Consider the following 23,998-nt stretch of genomic DNA (forward strand, 5'->3'; position numbering starts at 1 on the left):
AAACAAAACACAGGTTCAAAGTAGAACCTGCGCCTAATTAATCGTTTTTATTTTTTCGCTTTATGAAAAGACATTAAACGCTTGCGCTTTCGTTCTTGGGATATAGTGAGCTTGTTTTGCTTTCCTTCAAACGGGTTTGCGCCTTCTCTAAACTCAATTTTTATCGGTGTTCCCATTATTTTCAATGACTTACGATAGTAATTCATTAAATAACGCTTATATGAGTCTGCCAAGTCTTGCACTTGATTTCCGTGAATGACGATTACCGGTGGATTGTAGCCGCCGGCGTGAGCATACTTCATTTTCACTCTGCGGCCTCGCACCAAGGGTGGCTGATGGTCCGCTTGTGCCATTTCCATGATTTGCGTGAGCATGGCGGTATTTATGCGCTGAGTGGCACAGTTGTAGGCTTCTTGTACCGATTCAAACAAGTGTCCAACGCCACTTCCATGAAGCGCAGAAATAAAATGTAAGCGTGCAAAATCCACAAAGCCTAGGCGCCTATCTAACTCACGCTTAATTTCATCTTTGGCATCGTTGCTTAAACCATCCCATTTGTTAACTGCTAGCACTAAAGAGCGCCCAGAATTCAGGATAAAACCGAGCAAACTCAAATCTTGATCGGCGATACCTTCGCGAGCATCAATCACTAAAAGTACTACATTGGCTTCTTCAATGGCTTGTAAAGTTTTAACAATAGAAAACTTCTCTATCGCTTCAGAAATCTTTTTGCGTTTTCTAACACCTGCGGTATCAATCAAGATATATTCGCGTTCATCACGCTGCATGGGGATGAAAATACTGTCTCGAGTAGTTCCTGGTAAATCATAAACGACGACTCGTTCTTCCCCTAGGATACGATTGGTTAAAGTAGACTTGCCAACATTAGGCTTGCCCACAATCGCTAGTTTGATTGGTGATGCCTGCAGACGTGCAAGCTTGGCCTCAGCATCTTCTTCTTCTAACCCTTCTTCATCAGCAATTTGCATATCAGGGAAGGCAAGAGAAATAGGCTCAAGCACTTCGTTGAGCATGTTTGATACACCGCGACCTTGTGAGGCGGCAATTTGAAAGAGCATCTCAAAACCGAGTGCGTAAAAGTCGGCGCTCTCACTGTCTGCGTCTATCCCATCAACTTTGTTTGCAACAACGTAAATGGTTTTATCTTGCTTTCTAAGGTGTTCGGCGATTCCGATATCAGCGGGCGTTAGACCAGCGCGTGCATCTACCATAAATAGCACTACGTCGGCTTCGTCTATTGCCATCAAAGACTGCTGCGCCATAGCAGCGTCGATGCCCTCTTCGTCGCCAGTAATGCCGCCGGTGTCTACTACAATAAACTGACGTTGTTCATACTTGGCTTGGCCGTATTTTCGGTCGCGAGTTAACCCAGGAAAATCTGCCACTAAGGCATCGCGGGTGTGAGTCAAACGATTAAATAATGTCGACTTACCAACATTTGGGCGCCCAACAAGCGCGATTACCGGTAACATAATGAACCTCTTGTGGCTGTAAACACCGCACGGTGTATTGCCAGCCCATAAACTTGAATATATAAAGGATAAAAAACGCCAATAGCATCGCCATTGACGTTTTTTATTTGCAAATAGCGTTCGTTTATTATGGCGTTGAAATTAAGCTTACGTTGCCGTTTCTTAATTGCACAACCAACAAACCATCTTGGTACACAGGCGCAGCGTAAATCCCTTCATCGAGATCATCATCACCAACTTCAAGCCTCGATACATACTTACCTTCATCTTGTGTAAACCAATGTAGGAAGCCGAACTTATCACCTGTTACGATATAATCACCCACCGGTGTCGCTTCAGTAAGGTTGCGAGCTCTTAACGCATTCGATGACCATAACTCAACACCATTACGACGATCGATAGCATACAAAGTCGAATCATTATCTGTTACAAACAAGCGATTTCCCGCAATGGTTACGCTGCGAAAAGCGGCATAGTCTCTCGTCCATATAACCTGACCTGTTCGTAGCTCTACCGCCGATAAGGAGCCACCATAGCTGATTACAAATACGGTGCCGCCAAATACGAGCGGCTTGCTGTCAACATCAACAATACGCTCTAGTTCAGTAGCGCCTGTTGGTTTGGCTATCACTTGTTCCCATGCAGTCAAACCAGAGTCGATAATGCTGACTTGCAAACGCCCTGTTGCTAAGCCCACAATTGCGCCGCCATTTGCGGCACTTGGCGCTGATACACCGCGTAAGGTAAGCGGAGGGACATCTGATTCGTTACGCCATAGTATTTCACCGGTCTGGGCATCTAAACCCATCAGAATACCGGCAACAGTGTTCACCACGACCACACCAGAATCTGCAGCAGGCGCTGCAAGCACTTCACTGGGTACTTGTGTGCGCCATTTGATGCTGCCATCTTCTTGATTCAGCGCGATCACTTCACCGTTTTCAGTACCTAGCAGTACAGAATCATATGCAGTGGTTAGTCCACCCGCGATTTTTGCAGGCAGAGAACCGGCAAACAGGCCATAACCGTTCCACAAATTACTTTTGTTGCTAGGCAACCCGAGATCAACCTCCCAGATGACATCACCGTCGTCTGGAGAAAAAGCAACAACGGTGCCGTTCCTGTCTGCGGCGAAAATTTTGCCGTTATCTATTGCTGGAGACAGTCGAGAAAAGAAATTTTGAATGCCATCGCCCACATCTTCATCCCAGTTGACCTGCGTGACAAACTCCATTTGGATGTCAGGCAAGTCTCTAATTGCCTGCTCTTCGTCATCACTAAACCAACCAGACATAGTTGAGCATCCGCTCAACAAAAAAATAAGTCCAAGGACTTTTATACTATTGTTCACTATTAGCGCTCACTGCCTGCGTTTTCGCAAATGCGATGTTATCGAGTTTCATTTTGATGTTCGCATCGTTAGGAAGTTCCAATAAAGCAAGGTTATATGCCTCTTTGGCTTGGTCAAACTCACCTTGAGCATACAAAACGTCACCCTTGAGCTCTTGAACTTGGTCTTCGAATGAAGCAGAAGTCACTGCATCAAGTTGTACAAGTGCTTTTGAAAACTCTCCAACTTCAAGATGCACTGCCGCTAAACGCAATTTTGCAACGTCAGCTACTTCGCCCTTGTCGGATGCGGCTATAGTTAAATATTTAATAGCCGTTTCATAATCAGACTTATCAATTGCCTGTTGAGCAACAATCATCGATGCAAGAGGCGCATAACCTGTACCTTCATTTTCGTTAACGAAGGCGCTTAGCGCGTCAATTTCTTCCGACTCGACAAATTGCTCAATACTCGCAGTGTAAGCAGACGACGCTGCTTCTTTTGATGAAATAACGTTATCGTTATATGCACGCCATCCCCAAAGGCCACCTAAACCAAGCAAAGCGCCAAGCACAATGACCATGCCGTTTTCTTTCCAAAAACCCTTGATAGCTTCAATTTGCTGTTCTTCTGTTTCAAAGCGTTCCATTTTGTCCTCTATATAATACGCGTAGGTCTGCGTTTTTGTGCGCAGAGTATATCCTATTTACGGTGCGCGATCTTGTTCAATCTCGCGTTAAATGTTGCCATCAATATTGAGCATAGCTTGGCCCGTAGGCTAGTTCATTTGACTCAATAACTTAATTAAATCTACTTCACTAAATTGCTGCTGAGGCTTATCTTCTTGAAGATACTTTACGCCATACATTTTTTGTTCTATTTCTGCTTCACCAATAATAATGGCTAGCTTTGCGCCAGAGCCCCCGGCTTTCTTCATTTGTTTTTTCATATTACCGCCACCGCAGTGCATCAGCACTCGCAAGGATGGGTGAGCGTCTCTTACCTTTTCGGCTAATAACATCGCAGGCGTCTGACTAATTTCACCAAGGGCGGTAATGAAGACGTCCGGCGCGGTGTTGAGTAACTGAGTATCTTGCGTGGCTTCAATCAACAACACTAGTCTTTCAATCCCCATAGCAAATCCAATGGCCGGGCTTGCCTTCCCACCTAGCTGTTCAACGAGGCCATCATAACGACCGCCCGCACATATAGTGCCCTGCGCCCCAAGCATGTCCGTGACCCATTCAAACACGGTGCGATTGTAATAATCTAGGCCGCGTACTAACGATGGATTGACCACAAACGACACGCCAAGTGCCGTTAACTGAGCACATACTTTATCAAAATGTATTTTTGATGCTTCATCGAGGTGATCAATTAGGCGCGGCGCATCTGCTATAGCGCGCTGAGTATCGGGGTTTTTAGAATCAAGCACTCGAAGAGGGTTAGTGTGCAGTCTGCGCTTAGAGTCTTCGTCTAATTGCTCTTCAACGGTAAGTAAAAACGCAATCAGCTTTTCTTTGTAAGCTGCACGTGCTTCACCGCTGCCTAGAGAATTGATTTGTAGCTCAACTTTGTCTTGAATACCAAAGGCTTTCCACAATCTGGCACCCATCATAATTAGCTCTACATCAATATCAGGGCCTTCAAAACCATAAGCCTCTGCACCAAATTGATGAAACTGACGATACCGCCCCTTTTGCGGACGTTCATGACGAAACATAGGGCCCATATACCACAACCTTTGCTGCTGGTTGTACAACAGGCCATGCTCATTGCCGGCGCGCACACAACAAGCGGTACCTTCGGGTCTGAGGCTTAAGCTATCTCCATTGCGATCGTCAAAGGTGTACATCTCTTTCTCAACGATGTCCGTCACTTCACCTATAGAACGCTTGAAAAGGTCAGTGCTCTCGACCACGGGGGTGCGAATTTCATGATATTGATAACTTTGCGCTAACTCGCGAAGGTGACGCTCGACTAATTGCCACGCACCCACTTCGTTGGGTAGGCAGTCATTCATACCTCGAATTGCTTGAATTGTTTTAGCCACTGTTTGCTCGCGATGATAGTTCAAAGCGCGACATTATAAGGATTTTGTCGCGCTGGGTAAATTGTAGAAGTGTTATTTACGGCTTATTTTAGCGTTTCGGGGCTATCTGAAAGCTGCTGGACATCAATTCGTTTGTTCTCATCAAGCATACTGGCCTTCAAATTCGCTTTGGCGCGAATGCGCTTTTCAAGCTGATCGACTAAGTCATCGTTACTCAAACGTTCGCGTTGACGCTTACCATCTAAGTAATATCCGCTCATATTGCGCGCGCCGGTTAGACCAACATCAGATACTTCTGCCTCGCCTGGCCCATTCACCACACAGCCTATGATGGATACATCGAGCGGTGTAATAATATCTTCAAGACGCTGTTCCAATGCATTTACCGTAGCGATAACGTCGAACTCTTGCCGTGAGCAGCTTGGGCAGGCAATAAAGTTAATGCCTCTTGAGCGAATGCGAAGTGATTTAAGAATATCAAAACCGACCTTAATTTCCTCTACAGGGTCTGCTGCCAGAGAAATACGAATGGTGTCGCCAATGCCTTCAGCCAAAAGCATACCTAAACCAACAGAGCTTTTCACCGAACCAGAGCGCAAACCGCCTGCTTCGGTAATGCCTAGATGCAAAGGCTGTTCAATTTGTTTCGCTAACAATCGATATGCGCCAACGGCAAGAAATACGTCCGACGCTTTTACAGATACTTTGAACTGATGAAAATTAAGTTTATCGAGGATGTCTACATGACGCATGGCCGATTCAACCAGCGCTTCAGGAGTGGGCTCACCATACTTTTCTTGTAGATCGCGTTCAAGAGAGCCGCCATTAACACCAATACGAATGGGAATCCCTTTATCTTTAGCACAGTCAACAACTGACTTTACGCGCTCCATGTTGCCAATATTGCCCGGATTAATGCGCAAGCAATCCACACCATACTCAGCCACTTTGAGGGCTATTCTATAATCGAAGTGGATATCGGCTACCAACGGAATATCCACCTGTTGGCGAATTTGCTTGAACGCTTCAGCAGCGTCCATCGTGGGCACAGATACACGCACAATGTCACCACCGACGGCCTGAATGCGCTTTATTTGGGCAACTGTCGCTGCAACGTCATTGGTATCGGTATTGGTCATTGACTGAACGGCAATAGGAGCACCGTCACCAATTGGCACAGTGCCTACGTTTATTCGTGTAGATTTTCTTCTTATTATAGGGTTTTCAGCAAACATTACTCACCTTGTAAGGGCAACTGGAAGTTCGCAGTCCGGGTAACCGGGAATTGACTCATGTCTATCTGCTCACCACCAAAATCTATATCAACGGCGCCTGGTGCGCCTAAGATCACTTCTAGTGGAGGCAATCCAGAGACTTCCATGACTCGTCCTTTTACTTTTACGCCAATGGCAACGACTTCGCCATTTGCATCTTTAACACTCACCCAGCAATCATCTGAGAATGTGAACACCATGTCCACCGTACCATCTTCGTTCACCTTAAATGGCAATGATGTGTCAAATGGTGAATATTGCAATGCGCGAGGAGCAACCGTTTCCGCCGTTTCGGTGATTTCAGCCGATACAGCTTGTTCTTGTAATACTTGCTCATCTGGTTGCTGTATTGATGTGCTCTCAGTGATAGGTGATGCTATATTGCTTCGTACGTCGTCTTCTAACACTTGTTGAGCGCTGCTTATTTGCTCTGATGCGTCGTCAAGATTAGCATCAACCTCAGTGTCATTAAGCTCTGCATCATCTTGTAGATCGACGGCCGTTAACGCCACCTCATTCGTTTGACTATCGGAATCGCTCACATCGGGCTGCGCCGCCACCTGAGCATTGTTAGCATTAATGGCTGAGGTGAACGAAAAATCAGATTGGTCGAGCCACCACAGGACCACTGAACCAATCACCAAAGCGACAATGACATAGGTGACCATATTCCACCTAGAATCATTCGCTTCACGTGCAACCCTACGAGAAAAACTTTGTAGTTTTGCGGGTTGCTCATTTTCAGCATGCAACTGCTCAAAGGCTCTTAACAGCGGCTCTACTTGCAAGCCCAAAAGCTTGCCATAAAGTCTTACATAACCTTTAGAAAAAGTGATTGATACACCTTTTTCCACGCTATCGGTCTCTAGCGCTTGCACACTGCTAACGCGCAAGCGCAGTTTGCTAGCAACCTGTTGTTGCGTCATCCCTTGCTTTTCACGCGCTTCGCGCAACATATTACCAAGTGTAGGCTTTTCGGTTTTACCTTCAGCGATTGGTGGGCTTTCTTTATTTGTCATTATTATCCGGTGCCTTCACCCTTAATCTGGAACCTTTTTTGATGTCAGAAGCATCGGTTAAATTGTTCCATTCTAGTAGTGAGTTCATTTTTACATTATATTTCAGCGAAATACGATACAAATTTTCTTTCGGTAATACTACATGAAAACCGTCTTCGTTTGTTGAAGTATCCTCAGTTATTTCCTCAGCGACTTCACTGGGCATTTCATCAGAATCAGAGCTTGCGACCGTCGTCGAATCAACAGCACTTTCTAATGAAGCGAGCGCTTGGGAAAGCTGTGCATCCACGTCGCCCTCTTCGTCATTTTCAATCGCTTGCACTGGGTTACTGTTAAGGGCATTCGCCAATGCATCATCTGTTTGCTGCTCTAGCGCCGCCATGTCATCTGCAGCGTCTGAAACACTTGCTTCAACTAGTACTTCGGTTTGTGCAGTAGCCTCAATCACCTCCGATTCGACAGCATCAACTAATGACTCTGCATCCTCAGTCACTTCAGCGGCAACTTCTGAGGCTTCGTCTTCAAGGATAGTTGCTGAACTTGCTATCTCAGACGCACTTTGTTCAGCGCCTTCATTAATCTCGGCTAGCATCTCAGTTTCAGGCGCTTGCATTAGTGTGTCTGTTAGCTCTTGAGCGGCATCGTCAACTAGCGCGCTTGTATCTTCAATGGTCTCAGATGTAGCATCAGTCACTTCTGTAACACTTCTTTCAATTGTATTATCCGATGCATATGCATCAGGCAGTTCATCCACCACTGCAAGCGTTTCAGATTCACTGGGTGTAAACGTATCAACTGCCTCTTGAGGCGCAGCGTCATCCAAAACGTCTGTCTGTGCGATAACTTGTGAACCTGCTTCAGCGACTTGAGTATTTTCTTGCTCAACCGTAACAACGTCGTCAGCTATCGTTTGCACTTCATCCGTTAGCTCATCGGTTTGTGCAAGTATTTCAGACTCAGTGGCTTCGATAGCATCATCGCTTGCTTCAACAACCATGCTTACGTCATCATCCATTTTTGTCATATTCTGATTAGCGAGTTCTTCAATTTCTGCTGATGCATCGGGTGCAAGTGCTGGCGTGACGTCATCTGCCACTTCAGTTTTAGCAATATCCACTGACGTTTGTGCCTGTTCATTGTCTTGTGACGTCTGTTCAAGCTCTTCTGCGCCTTGCGTCGCTTGTGAAACCAACGCAGCGGTTGCCTCAGCAGCAGCGGCCAAGGTTGCATCGGTTGTTGTCTCAGCAATATCTGCTGCATTAGCGGTAGCAGTCGAGTTAGTTGCAACCACTCCGGTTGGCGCGGCTACTGGTAATTCTGGATTGCTTGATTCAACAGTATTCGGGGTTGTATCAATAAGCGTTATGCTGTTTTTAGCAACATTTTCTACCGGTTGCTCGGCTAAAGTTTGCACCGGCGGCGAAACTTGACGCGTTTTACGGGTAACATTTGCCGCTGGCTTAAACTTGCCCATTGAAGTCAAGTAAGCTTTTGTATTTGGATGGTCTGGATACATGGACTTAAGAATTTCACCATAACCAACTGCGGTTTTAGTGTCATTCATACCTTGAGCAATCTGATACTGAAAATATAAGGTCTCGGCCGAGATTGGCGAGGTACGCTCGTATTTAAACAGCGTCTTTTTCGCCTCTTCCCAATTTGCATCTTCAACGTAAAGTTGTGTCAGTAAAAACAGACTATCGGAGCGCGTTGGCTGATGGTTTAATGCGCTGTTGAAAAAGGCAATAGCTTCTTCTCGCTTCCCTTGGCTCGTGCTACAAATAGCTAAGTTTTCATAGGTCTCAGCGCTAGATACGTAGTTTCTATCATTCACAGCGCGTAAAAAATAGTCCTTCGCCTTGTCGTATTGGCCTAGCTGACACAAAAACGCGCCATAACTATTTAATACATCGGGGTCGTTATTAGAAAAGTCGAGCGCTTTTTCATAACTCTCTTCTGCGCGGGCTACTTCACCAACCTGTTGATAGTAAAATGCCATCGCGAAATGGGCTTGGCCATCGCGAGGTGCAAATTCTAATGCCCTATCTAAGTTAAATTTTGCTTGTGTAAAGTTGCCGTTCTGAAGATATGTTAGACCAAGGCTAACGCGAGTTTTGGCGGCTTCAACCGGGTCAAATGATCCAGGCCTTCCAAATGAAGGATCTCTAGGTTCTGACACACATGCTGACAAAGTGATTACCATTAGGCCGCAAATGAGGGCTCTTAACATTTAATATCGCTCCTTTTTCTTTTTTGCTATCAACAGGGCATTAATTGATGTTGATTAGCAAGCGATTAGCAACTGACTACTCATCGTTTAGCAATATTCGTTCCACTTATATGTATTACTGCGCCATCTTTACGGAGATAGCTTCACCGTGGATTTGTTTTTTCAGCAACCGTTTGGTTCTATCCACCACGTCTCCGACCAATTGACCGCAAGCGGCATCGATATCATCCCCACGTGTTTTTCTGACCACCACTGTAAAGCCATAGTTCATTAGCACTTTCGCAAATCGATCAATTCGAGAGTTGCTTGAGCAAGTATATGGAGAGCCTGGGTAAGGGTTAAAAGGAATCAAATTAATTTTGCTAGGGGTATCTTTTAGCACCTTTGCAAGCTCATGTGCTTGGTCAGTACTGTCATTTATATGACTTAACATCACATACTCAACGGTAACTTTGCCTTGATTGGCTTTTGATTTGGCAAGATATCTGCGTACACCCGCTAAAAACTCTTCTATTGGGTACTTTTTATTTACCGGTACAATCTCATCACGCAAAGTGTTGTCTGCTGCATGCAATGAAATTGCAAGAGCAACATCTATTTGATCACCTAGCATATCCAAGGCAGGCACAACGCCAGAGGTTGATAAGGTAACGCGACGTTTTGACAGCCCAAAACCAAAGTCATCCATCATAATATCCATTGCTGGCACAACGTTTTTGAGGTTTAGCAAAGGCTCGCCCATTCCCATCATCACTACATTGGTGATGGGGCGCTGTGAGGTATCTTTAGACAATCCGATGAAGGTAGCCACTCGCCACACTTGACCGATAATTTCGGCGACCGTGAGGTTGCGATTAAAACCTTGCTGCGCGGTCGAACAAAAAGTGCACTCTAATGCGCAGCCAACTTGAGAGGATACACAAAGGGTTGCTCTATCCGTTTCTGGGATCCACACCGTTTCTACTTCTTGACCACCATCGAGAATAATCGCGAACTTAATAGTGCCATCGGTTGCTTGTTGATACTCAGATATCTCAGGCGCTCGAATCTCGCAGTTTTCTTGGAGTTTTACACGAAGCGCTTTATTGATATTCGTCATTTTTTCAAAGTCAGATTCACCGGCTTGGTAAATCCACTTCATGAGTTGGTCAGCACGAAAAGGCTTCTCGCCAATAGAAGCAAAATAATCTCGTAAACCTGCGCGATTAAAGTTCAATAAATTGACCTTTTTACCTGAAGCCTTCGACGTCGCTTGAGCAGTATTTACCTGAGTCATTTTTTCGTGCCTATTTCTATTATTACAATGGGTTACTAATGCAAAAAAAGGGAGCTAATAGCTCCCTTAGTATAACAGTATTTATTGATTAACGAGTACGTGGGCAAATCTCTTCATCAGAGAAGAAGTATGCGATTTCACGTGCTGCTGATTCAGGAGCATCTGAACCGTGCACAGCGTTTTCATCAATAGATTCCGCGTAATCAGAACGTAAAGTACCAGCGGCCGCTTCAGCAGGGTTAGTTGCGCCCATGATTTCACGATTTTTTACTACCGCGTTGTCGCCTTCTAATACTTGTACCATTACCGGTCCAGAGGTCATAAAATCGACCAAGGCACCAAAGAAAGGACGCTCTTTATGCTCTGCATAAAAGCCTTCTGCCTTTTCTCTGCTTAAATGGACCATTTTAGAAGCAACGATGCGCAAGCCTGCGCTTTCGAAACGGTTGTAAATGGCACCGATTGCATTTTTCGCTACTGCATCAGGTTTGATAATTGAAAAAGTGCGTTCTAAAGCCATGATCAATTCCTATATTTATTAATGTTTAAAGATTGGTTTTACCCGAGCGCGCGATTATATGCACTTTCAACACAAAATCCCAATCAAATTTGTATTAATATTGCTCACAAGCGTAATTGATGGAAGATTTTAGGCGTTCAACCCACAAATCAGCATTATTTATACCGGTTTTAAAGCGATGCTATTAAACAGACGCTGCGTCTCGACCCTGTTGGTAACTTTGCCAACTTACAGATACTTCTCGCAGCTTTGTTATTGCACTTTGAATAACCGCTACTGCATATTCAATCTCTTCTTTGGTCGTAAAGCGACCAACACTGAAACGGATTGAGCTATGCGCAAGATCATCGCTAATACCTAACGCGCTTAGCACGTAAGATGGTTCCAGACTCGCAGATGTGCACGCAGACCCGGTTGATACCGCTAAATCTTTTAGCGCCATCATTAATGTCTCACCTTCCACATAGTTAAAACTAACATTAAGATTGTGCACAACACGCTGATTGAAGTCGCCGTTTAGGTACACTTCTTCCATATCTTTTATGCCACTCCAAAGAAGGTCGCGCAATATCCTGATGCGCTCATTTTCTTCGGCCATTTCTTCTTTGGCTAGGCGAAATGCCTCACCTAATCCTACAATTTGATGGGTAGCTAGGGTACCTGCTCGCATTCCTCGCTCATGACCACCACCGTGCATTTGAGCCTCGATACGAACACGTGGCTTACGACGCACGTAAAGCGCACCAATACCTTTAGGACCATAGGTTTTATGACCTGAAAACGACATCAAATCCACTTTCATTGTTTGCAGATCAATAGCGACTTTACCTGTGCTCTGGGCAGCATCGACATGAAAGATAATGTTGCGTTGGCGGCAGATCTCACCAATGCTTGCAATATCTTGGATCACGCCAATCTCGTTATTGACATGCATGATACTGACAACAATCGTATCATCCCGCATTTGTTCTTGTAATTTGTTTAAATCGACCAGACCATTAGGCTCTATCTGCATATACGTCACATCAAAACCTTCATGCTCAAGCTGACGCATAGTGTCTAACACAGCTTTGTGCTCAGTTTTAAGGGTAATAATGTGCTTACCGCGGTCTTTATATGAGTGTGCGGCACCTTTAATCGCAAGGTTATTTGACTCTGTAGCACCCGACGTGAAGACAATTTCACGAGGGTCGGCATTCACCAAATCTGCAATTTGATTACGGGCAACATCTACCGCCTCTTCAGCGACCCATCCAAACTTATGAGAACGAGAAGCAGGGTTACCAAAAACCCCTTCACGGGTTAAACACCTCATCATCTTCTCGGCCACACGCGGGTCTACGGGTGTAGTGGAGGAGTAATCGAGATATATAGGTAGTTGAGGTTTGCTCATCTATTGCTCTGCTTTAAGGTTTAGGCGATCTTACTAACTGAAGTCTAAGTTCTTGGCTGAATTTATCAAGCACTGCATCAATAACATCGTCGTAACTTAGTCGGTTAATGCACAATACATCCCTAAATATGCGGGTCGAATGCCTCGGCAGCCTCTTTTTTTAGAACTGGGGATATACCTGTTCCTTCAAAATCTTCAGCCTTTAATTTCGGCAAAGAGTCGGTACATACGTCTCCACCCAAACTTTGAATCACTTTGCACATCTCTTCTACTTTGGTATCCATTAAATGCACGTGCTCTAACATCAAACCAAGCGCATTGGCGACAGGATCTGGGTTATCGTCGGAGATTGCGTAGGCATCAAAGCCGTATTTTTTAGCAATAGCCTGCCTCTTACCGTTTTGCTGCGCACCAGAAGCGCCTTGTTTTGCAAGGATCACACGTCCAGGAATACCCACACACGTTGCGTTATCTGGCACGTTATTGACCACCACAGAGTTAGAGCCCACTCGCGCATTTTCACCAATCGTAATAGGCCCTAGAATTTTTGCACCAGCACCAATAACGGCGCCTTTTTGTAAGGTAGGATGCCTTTTCCCTGCATTCCAGCTTGTGCCGCCTAGGGTAACAGAATGATAAAGCGTCACGTCATCGCCCACAACTGCGGTTTCGCCGATAACTACGCCCATGCCATGATCGATAAAAACACGGCGTCCGAGTTTAGCGCCTGGGTGTATTTCGATACCCGTCAAAAAACGGCTTATGTTGGAAATTACGCGTGCAAGAAAGCCAAGCTTTAATGTCCAAAGCTTATGACTGAGTCGATGAATCCAGATAGCATGTAAACCCGGATAGTTGAATAGTACCTCAAACCCATTGCGCGCCGCAGGGTCGCGATGAAATACACTTTCAATATCTTCTTTCATTCTTGAAAACATAGTTTTCCTCGTGATGGTATCAAACAGGCTATTTATTAGATTGCTTATCGATAGACGCTAAAATGCCGCGTAAAATATTGAGTTCTTGAGATTCTAGACGCGCGCGATTGAACATTCTTTGCAGTTTAATCATCACCACACCTGGATGGTTTTTGCGAATGAAACCTGTATTTTCTAAGGTTGATTCAAGATGCTTATAAAATCGCCCAAGGTCTTCTGCTAAGGGGTATTCTTGCTCTGCCGGCTCAACATAAGGCGCATTCAGCTTTTCTAAATGACTCATGCGCACTTCATAACATAGTGTTTGCACCGCTGCCGCTAAATTTAATGAGCTGTACTCTGGGTTGGCATCGATACACACATGATAGTTGCACAACTGCAGCTCATGATTAGAAAGGCCGTTGTTTTCTCGCCCAAATACCAGTGCGACAGGATATTGCTTCGCCTCATCGGTAAGTTTATGACCGCACTCCCTTGCCGTTAACATCGGCCAAGACAAAGTTCTAGAACGTGCCGAAGTGCCCACCACTAAGCCACAGCCCTCAATCGCTTCTTCTAGCGTATTGACCGTGACAGCGTTTGCTAGAACATCACCAGCGCCAGCGGCTAATGCACTGGACTTGCCGTCAGGCGGCGATACTGGGTCGACCAAATATAACGATGAGAGCCCCATCGTTTTCATTGCTCGCGCAGCAGAGCCAATGTTGCCAGTATGTGAGGTGTTGACCAAGACGATGCGAATGGCATCAAGCATGCTTACCCTTCCTTTTTGATTCTGCCTTTATTCATGCGGCGGCAAGTAAAAATCGGCGCATAATATAGCATGTGATAACTAGGTCTGATACACTTCGCGCGTTTTTAACCGTTCTTTTTACAATTTGTCAATATTTGGTGGACTCTATGCATCATATGCTAAACATCGCCGTGCGCGCCGCGCGCTCTGCAGGCTCAGTTATTGCTCGTGGTTTTGAAAACCGCGACGAACTCAACATCGAACAAAAAGGAATAAATGATTTTGTTACGAAAATTGATAAGGAAGCCGAAGCCACAATTATTGACAAAATCCAGCAAGCCTATCCTGATCACTCGTTTATATGTGAAGAAGGTGGGAGCATTGAGAAAAACCCAGAATTTACCTGGGTAATCGACCCCCTCGACGGTACGACTAACTTTATTCAAGGCATTCCTCACTTTGCAGTCAGCATCGCGCTTTTGCACAAAGGCAAGCTCGACCAAGCGGTTGTGTTTGACCCTATTCGCGGTGAGCTTTTTGCTGCAAGCAAAGGCGGCGGTGCACAGTTAAACGGCTACCGCATTCGTACTTCAAAAACCAAAGACTTATCGGGCACCATTCTTGCGACGGCATTTCCATTTAGAGACAGAGCGCGCTACGACGAAGCCATTGGTCAATTTGGCCGTATATTCGCAAAAGCCGGTGACGTAAGACGCTCAGGCTCAGCAGCCCTTGATTTAGCGTATGTTGCGGCGGGTCGTTACGATGGCTATTGGGAAAAAGGCTTGCGCTCATGGGATATGGCCGCGGGCGAATTGCTCGTCAAAGAATCAGGTGGCTTAATTACCGACTATGCGGGTAACAACGACCCACTTTATGCAGAACTTAAAGCCCCTGGAAGCTCAAACGGCATTGTTGCTGGTGGACCAAGAGTGGTGCAGAATATTGTGAAAGAACTAAAAGGCTAACAGCATCCTAACCTTGGTTTAGGGTGTTTAGCCAGTCACTGGCTTCGCTTTTAAATATGATACACAACACGCTTCCATATCGACTAGGGCTGCCCGCTTGGGCCTTTTCAGGTTGGAAAAACAAGTACTTTAGCGATAAGCCTAGCAGTTTAGCGAGTTATGCAAGCGTGTTTAATATGGTAGAAGGTAACACCACCTTCTATCAACTTCCCACTGAAGAAAAAGTGGCGACTTGGCAAGAATCGCTGGCCCCATACGACTGTAAAATCTGTTTTAAGCTTCCGCAAACCATTACCCATGCAGCGCAACCAGATTGGGACCTATTAGACACTTTCATCAATCGCATTTCTCCACTCCAAGCGCATTTAGGTCCATTGCTGTTAGTCTTTCCAGCGAAGATTAGTCCAAGCAGCGTCGGTTTTATCGACGCCATCTTACAAAAGCTTCCCTCACATCTGAACGCTGCCGTAGAAGTTCGCCACCCCGACTTTTTTAACGAAAATGATAACCTGCAAGCAGTATTAGATACTTATCAAGCTAATCGCGTAGTATTAGACAGTCGCCCTTTATATCGTGGCGATCAAAGTCATCCAGATGTTGTGCAAGCCAAACATGAAAAGCCCAACGTGCCGGTTTCACCAAAAGTGTATAATAAACGTGCTTTTGTGAGGTTGGTGCTGCATCCAGACTCCCCTGATAACCAGCTGTTTATTGAGCAGCGGGGAAAAATGGTGGTGAATTACTTGCAGCATGACATCGAGCCATTCATTAGCATCCATTGCCCCAACAATTTTTACTGCCCATCTTATGCACTTGCCCTGCACCAATCAGTTCAGCGTCATGCAAACAATATGCATATCGCAGACTTACCGCCATTTCCTGTGCCCCAGCAGTCTAATTTGCTGTGAGCAAGTTTTATGGGTATTGCCGCGGGCATGAAAGATTAGCCAATACCTTAAGATTTGCGTTACAGTATTAAAGAATATGCCACATACCAATGATAAGAGGCCTACTATACCATGTTGAGTTTAACCAAATACTCGATACGCTCTCTCGCGATGCTGATGATGAGTGTTACGCTAATTGCAAACGCGCAGGAGTTTAACCGTCAGATTGAAGTTGAATCTGCGGTAGTCACAGAGCACAAAACACAGATAAACGGTGAGCGCGTAAGTTACTCTGCGACCACTGGCACACAGCCCGTATGGGACGAGCAAGGCGAAGCGGTAGCAACGTTGTTTTATACTTTCTACCAGCGCACTGATGTTAAGTCTGACGAAGTTCGGCCATTGCTCATTTCCTTTAATGGAGGTCCAGGTTCAGCGTCCGTTTGGATGCATGTAGCATACACCGGCCCGCGTATTTTAAACATTGATGATGAAGGCTACCCGGTTCAACCATATGGCGTTCAAACCAACCCTTATTCTGTCTTAGATGTCGCTGACATCGTATTTGTAAACCCGGTGAATACCGCATATAGCAGAGTCCTGAAAGACGCAGAAGGCAAGATGCCATCTAAAGAACAACAACAAGATATGTTTTTTGGTGTGAATGCCGATATTCGCTATCTCGCAGAGTGGTTAAATACCTTTGTAACGCGTTTTAACAAATGGCGCTCGCCAAAATATTTAATTGGCGAAAGTTATGGAACCAATCGCGTATCGGGCTTGGCCTTAGCGCTGCAAAACAATCAGTGGATGTATCTCAACGGCGTGGTATTAGTCTCTCCTACAGATATAGGCATTGACCGCCAAGGCCCTGTAAAAGCAGCCAATAGATTACCGTATTTCGCTGCAACCGCTTGGCATCACCAAAAGCTACCTGCCGACTTACAAGCCAAAGACCTATACGAGGTATTAGATGAAGTTGAGCGCTACACCATAGATAGTTACCTACCCGCTCTGGCTAAGGGCGCCTTTATCGACGCTGAAGAAAAACAATCGGTCATTGCGAATGTTGCGCGTTTTTCAGGCTTAAGTGAGCAGGCCGTTGCACAAAGCAACATGGATATTAGTACCCAGTTTTTCTGGAAAGAACTGTTAAGAGATGAAGGTAAGACCATTGGGCGACTCGATAGCCGTTATTTAGGCATAGACAAAAAAGAGACCGGTGATTCACCTGACTATTGGGCAGAGCTTACCTCTTGGTTACACTCATTTACCCCTGCGATTAACTACTACTTAAGAGAAGAGCTAAACTATAAAACCGATATTAAATACAATATGTTCGGACCGGTACGTCCTTGGGATCGCACCAATGATAATACTGGTGAAAACCTTCGTCTTGCGATGGCGCAAAACCCGTATTTAAACGTGCTGATACAGGCGGGTTATTATGATGGTGCGACTAATTACTTTGATGCAAAGTACACGATGTGGCAACTAGACCCAAGTGGAAAAATGAAGGAGCGTTTGAGTTTTAAAGGGTATAGAAGTGGTCATATGATGTACTTACGTCGCCAAGATTTAGAATTATCGAATCAAGACCTTCGAGAGTTCATCAAAAACACTACGGTAGCGCCAAGCGCCCCTGCTGAGTATCCGCGTTAGTTTAAACATTTTTATCAGCGCGCCCGCAATTCTGGGCGCGCATATTCAGTACGTAAAGCTACTGTTTTGGAATATCTAACGTTAGTTCAATGTATTTGCTGACCCAGTCTGCGTCAGGATCAGACTCAAAACCGATACCATAGCTCAAGCGGTCAATCTTAAATTGTGATGTTAATCGCCCGCCGTCTTCTTGTAGTAAGAAACTCACAGGTAGCGCTTTACCTCGCAACGACAATTTTCCAGAGACTTGATAGCCCTCACTTGTTTGTGTCACCTCTTCACTTACAAAGGTGCCTTGAGGATGATTATCCACATCAAACCAGTCGCCTTCGGGCAAGGTATCGTCGTATGTGCTGTCTCCGGTTTCTGCGCTGCGCAAATCAAACTCTGCATTGACATAAGCATTTGATGCAGGAGGTAATAACAGTTGCGCATTCCACTTAAGAAACTCACCTGAAAATGTCATACCTGCGTGTTTACCGCTAAACCCCACGGTTCCGTCTGCATTTGACACCTTAATCTGCGACAAAGTAATAAATGGAGCGACAAGTAGCGCAATCACAACGGCTGTTTTGTTTATATATTTCAAGAAGACTTACTCCACCACATTCTTTGGATAAGGGAAATACCTTGTTTTTTCTTGTGCATAACGACGGCGCCGATATGACCGATAATCATTAACACTAAGCCACTAGCAATAACCCAATGCATATTCCTAGCAATGCTTTCAATGGTTTTGTTGCGCTCCACAAAAGGGATATGAGGCCACTTAATTGCATCGGTAAATACAAAGGTTGGCAAACCAAACGGGCTTGCTGAGACCATTAACCAACCCGTGAGCGGCATAGCAATTAAGGCGGTGTATAATGCAATATGCCCTGCTTTTGCGAGGGCTTTTTCTTTAGCAGTAAAGGCCTCAGGCATAGGAGGTTGCTTGCTTAACCAGCGAGTAAGTATGCGCAACACAATGGCCCATAGCATGATCACGCCTGCCGCTTTGTGGGTTTGAAACAGCTGAAATTGATCTGCCTTTGGCATCTCAAAGTTCACCATGTACACGCCAGAGCCGACCATAAATATCAAGCCAAGTGCGATGGCCCAATGCAAAAATATGCTTAGCCCATGATATCGAGTATAAGGATACATTTTATTAATCAGCTTTAAAAAACTCACCTTCAATCATGACTTCGACATCGTCGCCAATATTAGGGACAAATTTCGTCATACCCCATTTAGAGCGCTCGATTGTCGTGGTTGCAGAGAAGCCCATCGTTGGCTTGCCGCTGAAAGGTTGTCTTTGCATTGCGCCATTAAATGTTACATCTAATGTGACAGGTAGCGTCGTCCCTAAAAATGTTAGGTTACCTTCCATGATGGCAGTGGTGTCAGACTGCATTTCAATATTGGTAGACACAAAGTCAATCGACGCAAACTTGCCCGCATTGAACCATCCTGACTCGGTTGCCAGAACCATATTGAAGTCTTTTTCTGCAGCGTTAGGGTACGCCGTTTGAATCGACATCGGATTAATGCTTGCTGTGATCTTGCTGTTTTCAACATTGGCTGGGTCAAAATCGATGCTAGCATCAAAATCTGCAAAACGCGCAACATAGTCTGAAAGACCGAGGTGAGAGACCTTCCATACAACGCTCGCATGAGTCAAATCGAGGGAATAGACACCCTCTGGCATATCGTTAAATGGGCTTTTTGCGAAGACCCAGGAGACGCAACTAGCGATAAATAGAGTCGCTGCAAGCATAGTCAGTTTGATTTTTTTCATAAAATTTCCGCCAAAGTAAAACAAGATGCTGCCGTTTACGCGCATCTTGTTCATTAAGATTAATCGAAAGGTTTAGTACTGCGCCAATTGCTGATGAATACTCTCTACTAACTCAGTAGGAATGCATAACTGCTGAGATAACGACTGTAAAAAAGCAACAGAGGTAGGGTCGTTGATATCGATAGCACTGGCACTTGCGGCATACACTTCAATGCCGGTTTGCGCGTTGGGCACTTGTTGGACAATCTCTGGCAAACTTAAAGGCTTACGCAGCTCATCAAACAACATGGCTTTTTCTTGAACAGATAAGTCCATGGTATCTACTTGTGCAAAAATCCTTTGGCGTTCAGCTTCATCAATATGCCCATCTGCATGCGCCGCTGCAATCATCGCCCTCATTAAGATTAACTGCCCTTGCTCATTTTCTTCTTCAACTACTTCTTCGAAGGCTTTTTGTGGCAGCGCCGCTGGTCTAAAATCAAATTGCGCCGCATGCGGTTGAGCGGTATATGTATTGCCTGAAGCCGGTTGCGCAGCATAACTGTTGCCGGTAGCCGCTTGTCCATGTCCTGGATGTGGCTGACCCGCCATTTGCGCGCCTTTATTAGCCGAATAGCTTTGATATGCTTTCCAAGCCAGCCCGCCGACAGCAGCTAGCGCCCCAACTTTTAACGCACTTTTGCCTACTTTTCTTCCTTTCTTGCTAGCCACCATGCTGGTAAGCCCGCCACCTGCAACACCGCCCATAAAGCCGCTAAGTGCACCAGATTTACTTAACCCACCCACTAACTTTGATAAATCCATTCTTGTTCTCCATCAAACACACACAAACCTTATACAGTTTATACAGACAATACGGCGAAAAGTTTGTTCCAAAACGCTATTATCAGGCGAAAAATCGCGACTTTAGCCCAAGCACTACTGTTCAAATTATCTGCTATACTGACCAAATAGCGCAGGTGTGCGCGTTTTGGAGGAAGAGTACATTTATGTTGGCATCTTGTATGGCAGGAGCTAGGTCTGTGACCAGTAGTAAAGATAAGTGGCTATTAATCGTTGTGTTCATTGCGTGCGCATTAGTGTCCACGCCTTCCAGTGCAATGCTTTATGTTGATGAAAAAACAGCTGTCAATATAGGTCTTACCATTTTCCCGCCCACGGTAGAAACAGACAGAGATGGTAATTGCTTTGGTGAAGGGGTGGATTTGTTTCGCGATATTTTTTCGCCGGATAAATACATTCTTAACATTTATTGTGCGACCCCTGCACGCGTCTACAGAGATTTTGCCAACGGGCAAATCGACATAACGGTCAATATCAAAAGTACTGAAAGTCTTAGCCAAAACGTTCTATTTTCCGACATTCCCTACATCAACTTACAAGTGATGCTGTATTCAAATAACTTGCAACCTAACGGTACTATCGCAGCCATCAGACAGTTTAACTACCACGGTGCTAAACAAAACCTGATTGATAAGGGTTATATGATGCTCAATCAAGCTAACAGCAAAGAGGCAGTTACTGTGTTTTGGCGCGGTGGAGCGCAAGGGTTAATTAGTTATAAAATGCCTTATGAGCATTATTATAAATTGCTCAAAGATGCGGCTAGGTTAGGTGCGTTTGAAGGGCAAACAACCGCTCAAGAGCTCGTCACCGTCCCGAGCTACTTCGTGGTAAACAAAGCCAATGCACAAGCCGAAAGTCTATTAAAACGAATCAATGAGTTTAACCAATCACGCATGGCGCCTTTGGAGGATGAAAATTTGTAAGGCATTGGGCTAGGATGACTTTGGTGCTGCCAATGTATCTCGATGTAAAACGGTTGCCCGATTTTTGTCAATCCATGCTGTTAATGTTTCGCCATCCATCGGCTTAGCAAAATAATAGCCCTGAAAGAAATCACACCCCATTTCACTGAGTATTTCTACCTGCTCGAGAGTTTCGGCACCTTCTGCAACTACCTCGACGTTCATATGGTGACTTAAAGAAATAATCGCTCTGGCGAGCTCAAGGGTATTCGATTTATGTAAATTCACCACAAACGACCTGTCGATTTTGATGGTATCTAAGGGCAACTCATTAATGTAGGACAGCGAGGAGTACCCCGTCCCAAAGTCGTCTAAAGCGATGCTTACGCCTATTTTTCTTAATTGCTTTAACTTGGATATACATGCATCAACATTGGTTAATAACGAAGTCTCCGTGATTTCAATTTCAATTGCTTTAGGACTAACTTCATAGTGTAAGAGCATCTCCATGAATTGCGTGACAAACTTGTCTTGGGCGAGCTGGTGCGGGCTCACGTTTATGGCAACCTTAAAATCAATTTCGACGCCTTGTCGTTTCCATATATTAATTTGTTTACATACCGCGGTCAGCATCCATAAACCCAACTGTTCTACCAGCGACGACTCCTCCGCTAAAGAAACAAATTCATCTGGCGATACCGAACCTACCGTTTTGTTGTTCCACCTGATCAGTGCTTCACACCCTTTAATCTCACCAAGAGCATTCACTTTTGGTTGAAACTCTGCATAAAGTTCATCATTACCATGGATTGCCGGCTCTAGAAGCTTTAACAATAGCTCTTTTCGGTCTACTAACTCTAATGAGTCTTGACTAAAAAAGACAAGCTGATTGGAGTGAATAGCCTTGGCATCAGACATTGCAATTTCAGCGCAGCGCAGCACTTCTTTGCTGCTATGTGTTTGCATAGGGAAGATAACGCCCCCCCCCCTGCAGCTTAAACGAATGATCAGCTCACCAACGGCTATGGGCTTTTTCACCAATAAACTAATTGCTTCCCAATGCAGCCTCATTACGCCCTGAGCATGAGGATTGATGTTTTCGATAATGCAAACAAACTCATCAGCGCCAAGCCTCGATATGCTTATGTCGTTGTCGCAGTACTTCGCTAAACGCTCTCCTAATGTTTGAATCGCAATTTCTGAATATTTAAAGCCAAACTGTCGATTTACCTCAGTAAACCTAGTCAGCTCAAACATAATCAAGCCAGAGTGGGTGTTATTTTTGGCATTATGAGCATATAAGGCTTGAATCTGTTGATTCGCCTTGCCGGCGTTTGGTAGCTTTGTTTGATAATCGTAATAGGCCATCATGTGCAGCTGTTGCGTCACTTTACTGCGCTGCAACTCAGCTCCTGCACGCGAAGAAAATATATTGAGAATTTGATTTAAGCTATCATCTCTTTCACATTCAATATCAAACATCAAAATCAAGTTACCTTCAAGCACACCATCGCTGTTAATCATTGGGAAGCTTAAATAACTCTCTGCACCTATACGTTTGAAAAAATCAATTTGGGGGTATCGATGATGTAAGTTACGCTCTATCCAAATTGGCTCATGCGTCGCCATAAACATTCGGCTTGTATCGCACACTTTATATTGCTTACTTTTAACTGACCGTGCTCGATATACGAGCGCTTGCGTCTTGACATAGTCAATGCCATCTTTTTGCTCAAGCGCGGCTATACAGCATACGTGTGCGCCGGTTAAATTTTGCAACTCCTTCATCATGTTAATGAAAAAGGTATTATCATCACTGCGAGATACCCCTCGGGCAAGCCCCGCAAGGGCTGATTCAAGTTTCTTTCTGACGCGCACCTGCACTTTGAGTAAATCCGATGTCTCATGCAAGGCTCCACTGATGGAGATACACACCAAGAGATTGAAAACGGTAAATGGCAAGCCCCCGAAGTAGATAGAGTTGTATGCCCCTTCTCCCAACATCAATCCGTTATAAACAACAAACACCTGAATCGCGAGCATAATCGATAAGGCTACAGCTACTTCTTTTTGACGTTTGACGACACACTGATACGCAACCTTGATAAGTGCTATTAAGATTAAAACTGCAAAGAGTTGAAACGCCATCATCACTGGGTTTGCTTCACCAGTAAGGCGTGTGACTGACTCCAATGAGAAAAGTCGATACTCTACGAGTGCAACGTTGCTAGAAAAGCGCAATGAATAATCTGAAAACAGATTCAGCATGAAAAAGGTGATAGCTAGCAGCGTGAAATAGAACAAATAGTGTGGTTTTAAATGTTCACCGGCCCAATCAAACACGATTTTTGCATAATATGGAGTACAGAAAATAATGATGCCCGTCTGAATTTTGAGCAAAAGGATGGATGTCTCTAATACTGTGGAGCCGTGATATAGCCACGTAATATATTGGTAACTCGCTGTTAGCAGGCATGCCACAAACAACGCTTTATGAAGCGGCTCTTTTCGTTTAATACCCGAGAAAAACAACAGCACCGCACACAAGACATTAATGCCTATGGTGCTAGCAAAGTAAAATGCTACAAGCTGTGTGTTATCTAGCATGTGAATGCGTTACCGTAATGAATATTAAGTGCGCCATTGACACGCTCTTGAACCTGCTCATTGCTCTTATAAGTCGTGTTTAACTGT

Annotated in this window: 21 protein-coding genes; 4 read left to right on the forward strand and 17 right to left on the reverse strand. The window is 44.9% G+C overall.

The features are described 5' to 3' along the window. Positions 1-47: 47 nt before the first annotated feature. From der to trmJ, 12 genes are all read right to left on the reverse strand, one after another. Positions 48-1,493: a ribosome biogenesis GTPase Der gene (der, locus tag KJ365_RS15935; protein ID WP_214452668.1), complete on the reverse strand. Its 1,446-nt coding sequence runs from the start codon at positions 1,491-1,493 to the stop codon at positions 48-50. A gap of 127 nt (positions 1,494-1,620) precedes the next feature. Beyond that, the gene (gene bamB / locus KJ365_RS15940; protein ID WP_502793498.1) at positions 1,621-2,847 is read right to left on the reverse strand and encodes an outer membrane protein assembly factor BamB; all 1,227 of its coding nucleotides are present in this window, start codon (positions 2,845-2,847) and stop codon (positions 1,621-1,623) included. After that, positions 2,834-3,472, reverse strand: a complete 639-nt coding sequence (locus KJ365_RS15945; protein WP_214452670.1) for a YfgM family protein — start codon at positions 3,470-3,472, stop codon at positions 2,834-2,836. Before KJ365_RS15945 ends, bamB begins: the two co-directional genes overlap by 14 nt. A gap of 129 nt (positions 3,473-3,601) precedes the next feature. Beyond that, positions 3,602-4,876, reverse strand: a complete 1,275-nt coding sequence (gene hisS, locus KJ365_RS15950; RefSeq protein WP_214452671.1) for a histidine--tRNA ligase — start codon at positions 4,874-4,876, stop codon at positions 3,602-3,604. Between the two features lie 83 nt (positions 4,877-4,959). Beyond that, positions 4,960-6,111, reverse strand: a complete 1,152-nt coding sequence (ispG, locus tag KJ365_RS15955; RefSeq protein ID WP_214452672.1) for a flavodoxin-dependent (E)-4-hydroxy-3-methylbut-2-enyl-diphosphate synthase — start codon at positions 6,109-6,111, stop codon at positions 4,960-4,962. After that, positions 6,111-7,169, reverse strand: a complete 1,059-nt coding sequence (locus KJ365_RS15960; RefSeq protein ID WP_214452673.1) for a RodZ domain-containing protein — start codon at positions 7,167-7,169, stop codon at positions 6,111-6,113. Before KJ365_RS15960 ends, ispG begins: the two co-directional genes overlap by 1 nt. Further along, positions 7,159-9,399, reverse strand: a complete 2,241-nt coding sequence (gene pilW, locus KJ365_RS15965; RefSeq protein WP_214452674.1) for a type IV pilus biogenesis/stability protein PilW — start codon at positions 9,397-9,399, stop codon at positions 7,159-7,161. Before pilW ends, KJ365_RS15960 begins: the two co-directional genes overlap by 11 nt. A 115-nt stretch (positions 9,400-9,514) precedes the next feature. Beyond that, a complete protein-coding gene (rlmN, locus tag KJ365_RS15970; protein ID WP_214452675.1) occupies positions 9,515-10,675 on the reverse strand; it encodes a dual-specificity RNA methyltransferase RlmN in 1,161 nt (386 codons plus the stop codon). 88 nt (positions 10,676-10,763) lie between these two features. Then, on the reverse strand, positions 10,764-11,195 hold the full coding sequence (ndk, locus tag KJ365_RS15975; RefSeq protein ID WP_214452676.1) for a nucleoside-diphosphate kinase: 432 nt from the start codon (positions 11,193-11,195) through the stop codon (positions 10,764-10,766). 184 nt (positions 11,196-11,379) lie between these two features. Next, complete coding sequence (locus KJ365_RS15980; protein WP_214452677.1) at positions 11,380-12,588, reverse strand: IscS subfamily cysteine desulfurase; 1,209 nt, start codon at positions 12,586-12,588, stop codon at positions 11,380-11,382. Positions 12,589-12,710: 122 nt separating this feature from the next. Continuing rightward, positions 12,711-13,526 carry a serine O-acetyltransferase gene (gene cysE / locus KJ365_RS15985; protein WP_214452678.1) on the reverse strand — a complete coding sequence of 272 codons (816 nt, stop codon included), beginning with the start codon at positions 13,524-13,526 and terminating at the stop codon, positions 12,711-12,713. A 28-nt stretch (positions 13,527-13,554) separates the two neighbouring features. After that, a complete protein-coding gene (trmJ, locus tag KJ365_RS15990; protein WP_214452679.1) occupies positions 13,555-14,280 on the reverse strand; it encodes a tRNA (cytosine(32)/uridine(32)-2'-O)-methyltransferase TrmJ in 726 nt (241 codons plus the stop codon). A 146-nt stretch (positions 14,281-14,426) separates the two neighbouring features. Here trmJ and KJ365_RS15995 point away from each other — a divergent pair, with 146 nt between their 5' ends. The 3 genes from KJ365_RS15995 (at position 14,427) to KJ365_RS16005 (ending at position 17,776) form a co-directional block, all read left to right on the forward strand. After that, positions 14,427-15,227, forward strand: a complete 801-nt coding sequence (locus KJ365_RS15995; RefSeq protein ID WP_214452680.1) for an inositol monophosphatase family protein — start codon at positions 14,427-14,429, stop codon at positions 15,225-15,227. A gap of 56 nt (positions 15,228-15,283) precedes the next feature. Further along, positions 15,284-16,135: a DUF72 domain-containing protein gene (locus KJ365_RS16000; protein WP_214452681.1), complete on the forward strand. Its 852-nt coding sequence runs from the start codon at positions 15,284-15,286 to the stop codon at positions 16,133-16,135. Between the two features lie 111 nt (positions 16,136-16,246). Continuing rightward, the gene (locus KJ365_RS16005; RefSeq protein WP_214452682.1) at positions 16,247-17,776 is read left to right on the forward strand and encodes a S10 family serine carboxypeptidase-like protein; all 1,530 of its coding nucleotides are present in this window, start codon (positions 16,247-16,249) and stop codon (positions 17,774-17,776) included. Positions 17,777-17,834: 58 nt separating this feature from the next. Here the strand turns inward: KJ365_RS16005 and KJ365_RS16010 are convergent, their stop codons facing one another. The 4 genes from KJ365_RS16010 to KJ365_RS16025 all read right to left on the reverse strand — a co-directional run bounded on the left by KJ365_RS16010 (position 17,835) and on the right by KJ365_RS16025 (position 20,360). Continuing rightward, positions 17,835-18,365 (reverse strand): YceI family protein, encoded by a 531-nt coding sequence (locus KJ365_RS16010; RefSeq protein ID WP_214452683.1) that lies wholly within the window; start codon positions 18,363-18,365, stop codon positions 17,835-17,837. Continuing rightward, positions 18,362-18,949: a cytochrome b gene (locus KJ365_RS16015; RefSeq protein WP_352109436.1), complete on the reverse strand. Its 588-nt coding sequence runs from the start codon at positions 18,947-18,949 to the stop codon at positions 18,362-18,364. Before KJ365_RS16015 ends, KJ365_RS16010 begins: the two co-directional genes overlap by 4 nt. Continuing rightward, complete coding sequence (locus KJ365_RS16020; RefSeq protein ID WP_214452684.1) at positions 18,927-19,556, reverse strand: YceI family protein; 630 nt, start codon at positions 19,554-19,556, stop codon at positions 18,927-18,929. The genes KJ365_RS16015 and KJ365_RS16020 overlap by 23 nt, the downstream gene beginning before the upstream one ends. A gap of 72 nt (positions 19,557-19,628) precedes the next feature. Next, entirely contained in the window at positions 19,629-20,360 is a 732-nt protein-coding gene (locus tag KJ365_RS16025) for a tellurite resistance TerB family protein (protein WP_214452685.1), read from the reverse strand. 218 nt (positions 20,361-20,578) lie between these two features. Between KJ365_RS16025 and KJ365_RS16030 the strand changes: the two genes are divergently transcribed. Beyond that, positions 20,579-21,325, forward strand: a complete 747-nt coding sequence (locus tag KJ365_RS16030) for a type 2 periplasmic-binding domain-containing protein (RefSeq protein ID WP_214452686.1) — start codon at positions 20,579-20,581, stop codon at positions 21,323-21,325. Between the two features lie 9 nt (positions 21,326-21,334). Here the strand turns inward: KJ365_RS16030 and KJ365_RS16035 are convergent, their stop codons facing one another. Beyond that, on the reverse strand, positions 21,335-23,911 hold the full coding sequence (locus KJ365_RS16035) for a putative bifunctional diguanylate cyclase/phosphodiesterase (protein ID WP_214452687.1): 2,577 nt from the start codon (positions 23,909-23,911) through the stop codon (positions 21,335-21,337). Between the last annotated feature and the right edge of the window lie 87 nt (positions 23,912-23,998).

It is taken from the genome of Glaciecola sp. XM2 (assembly GCF_018595715.1).
Lineage (GTDB): Bacteria > Pseudomonadota > Gammaproteobacteria > Enterobacterales > Alteromonadaceae > Glaciecola.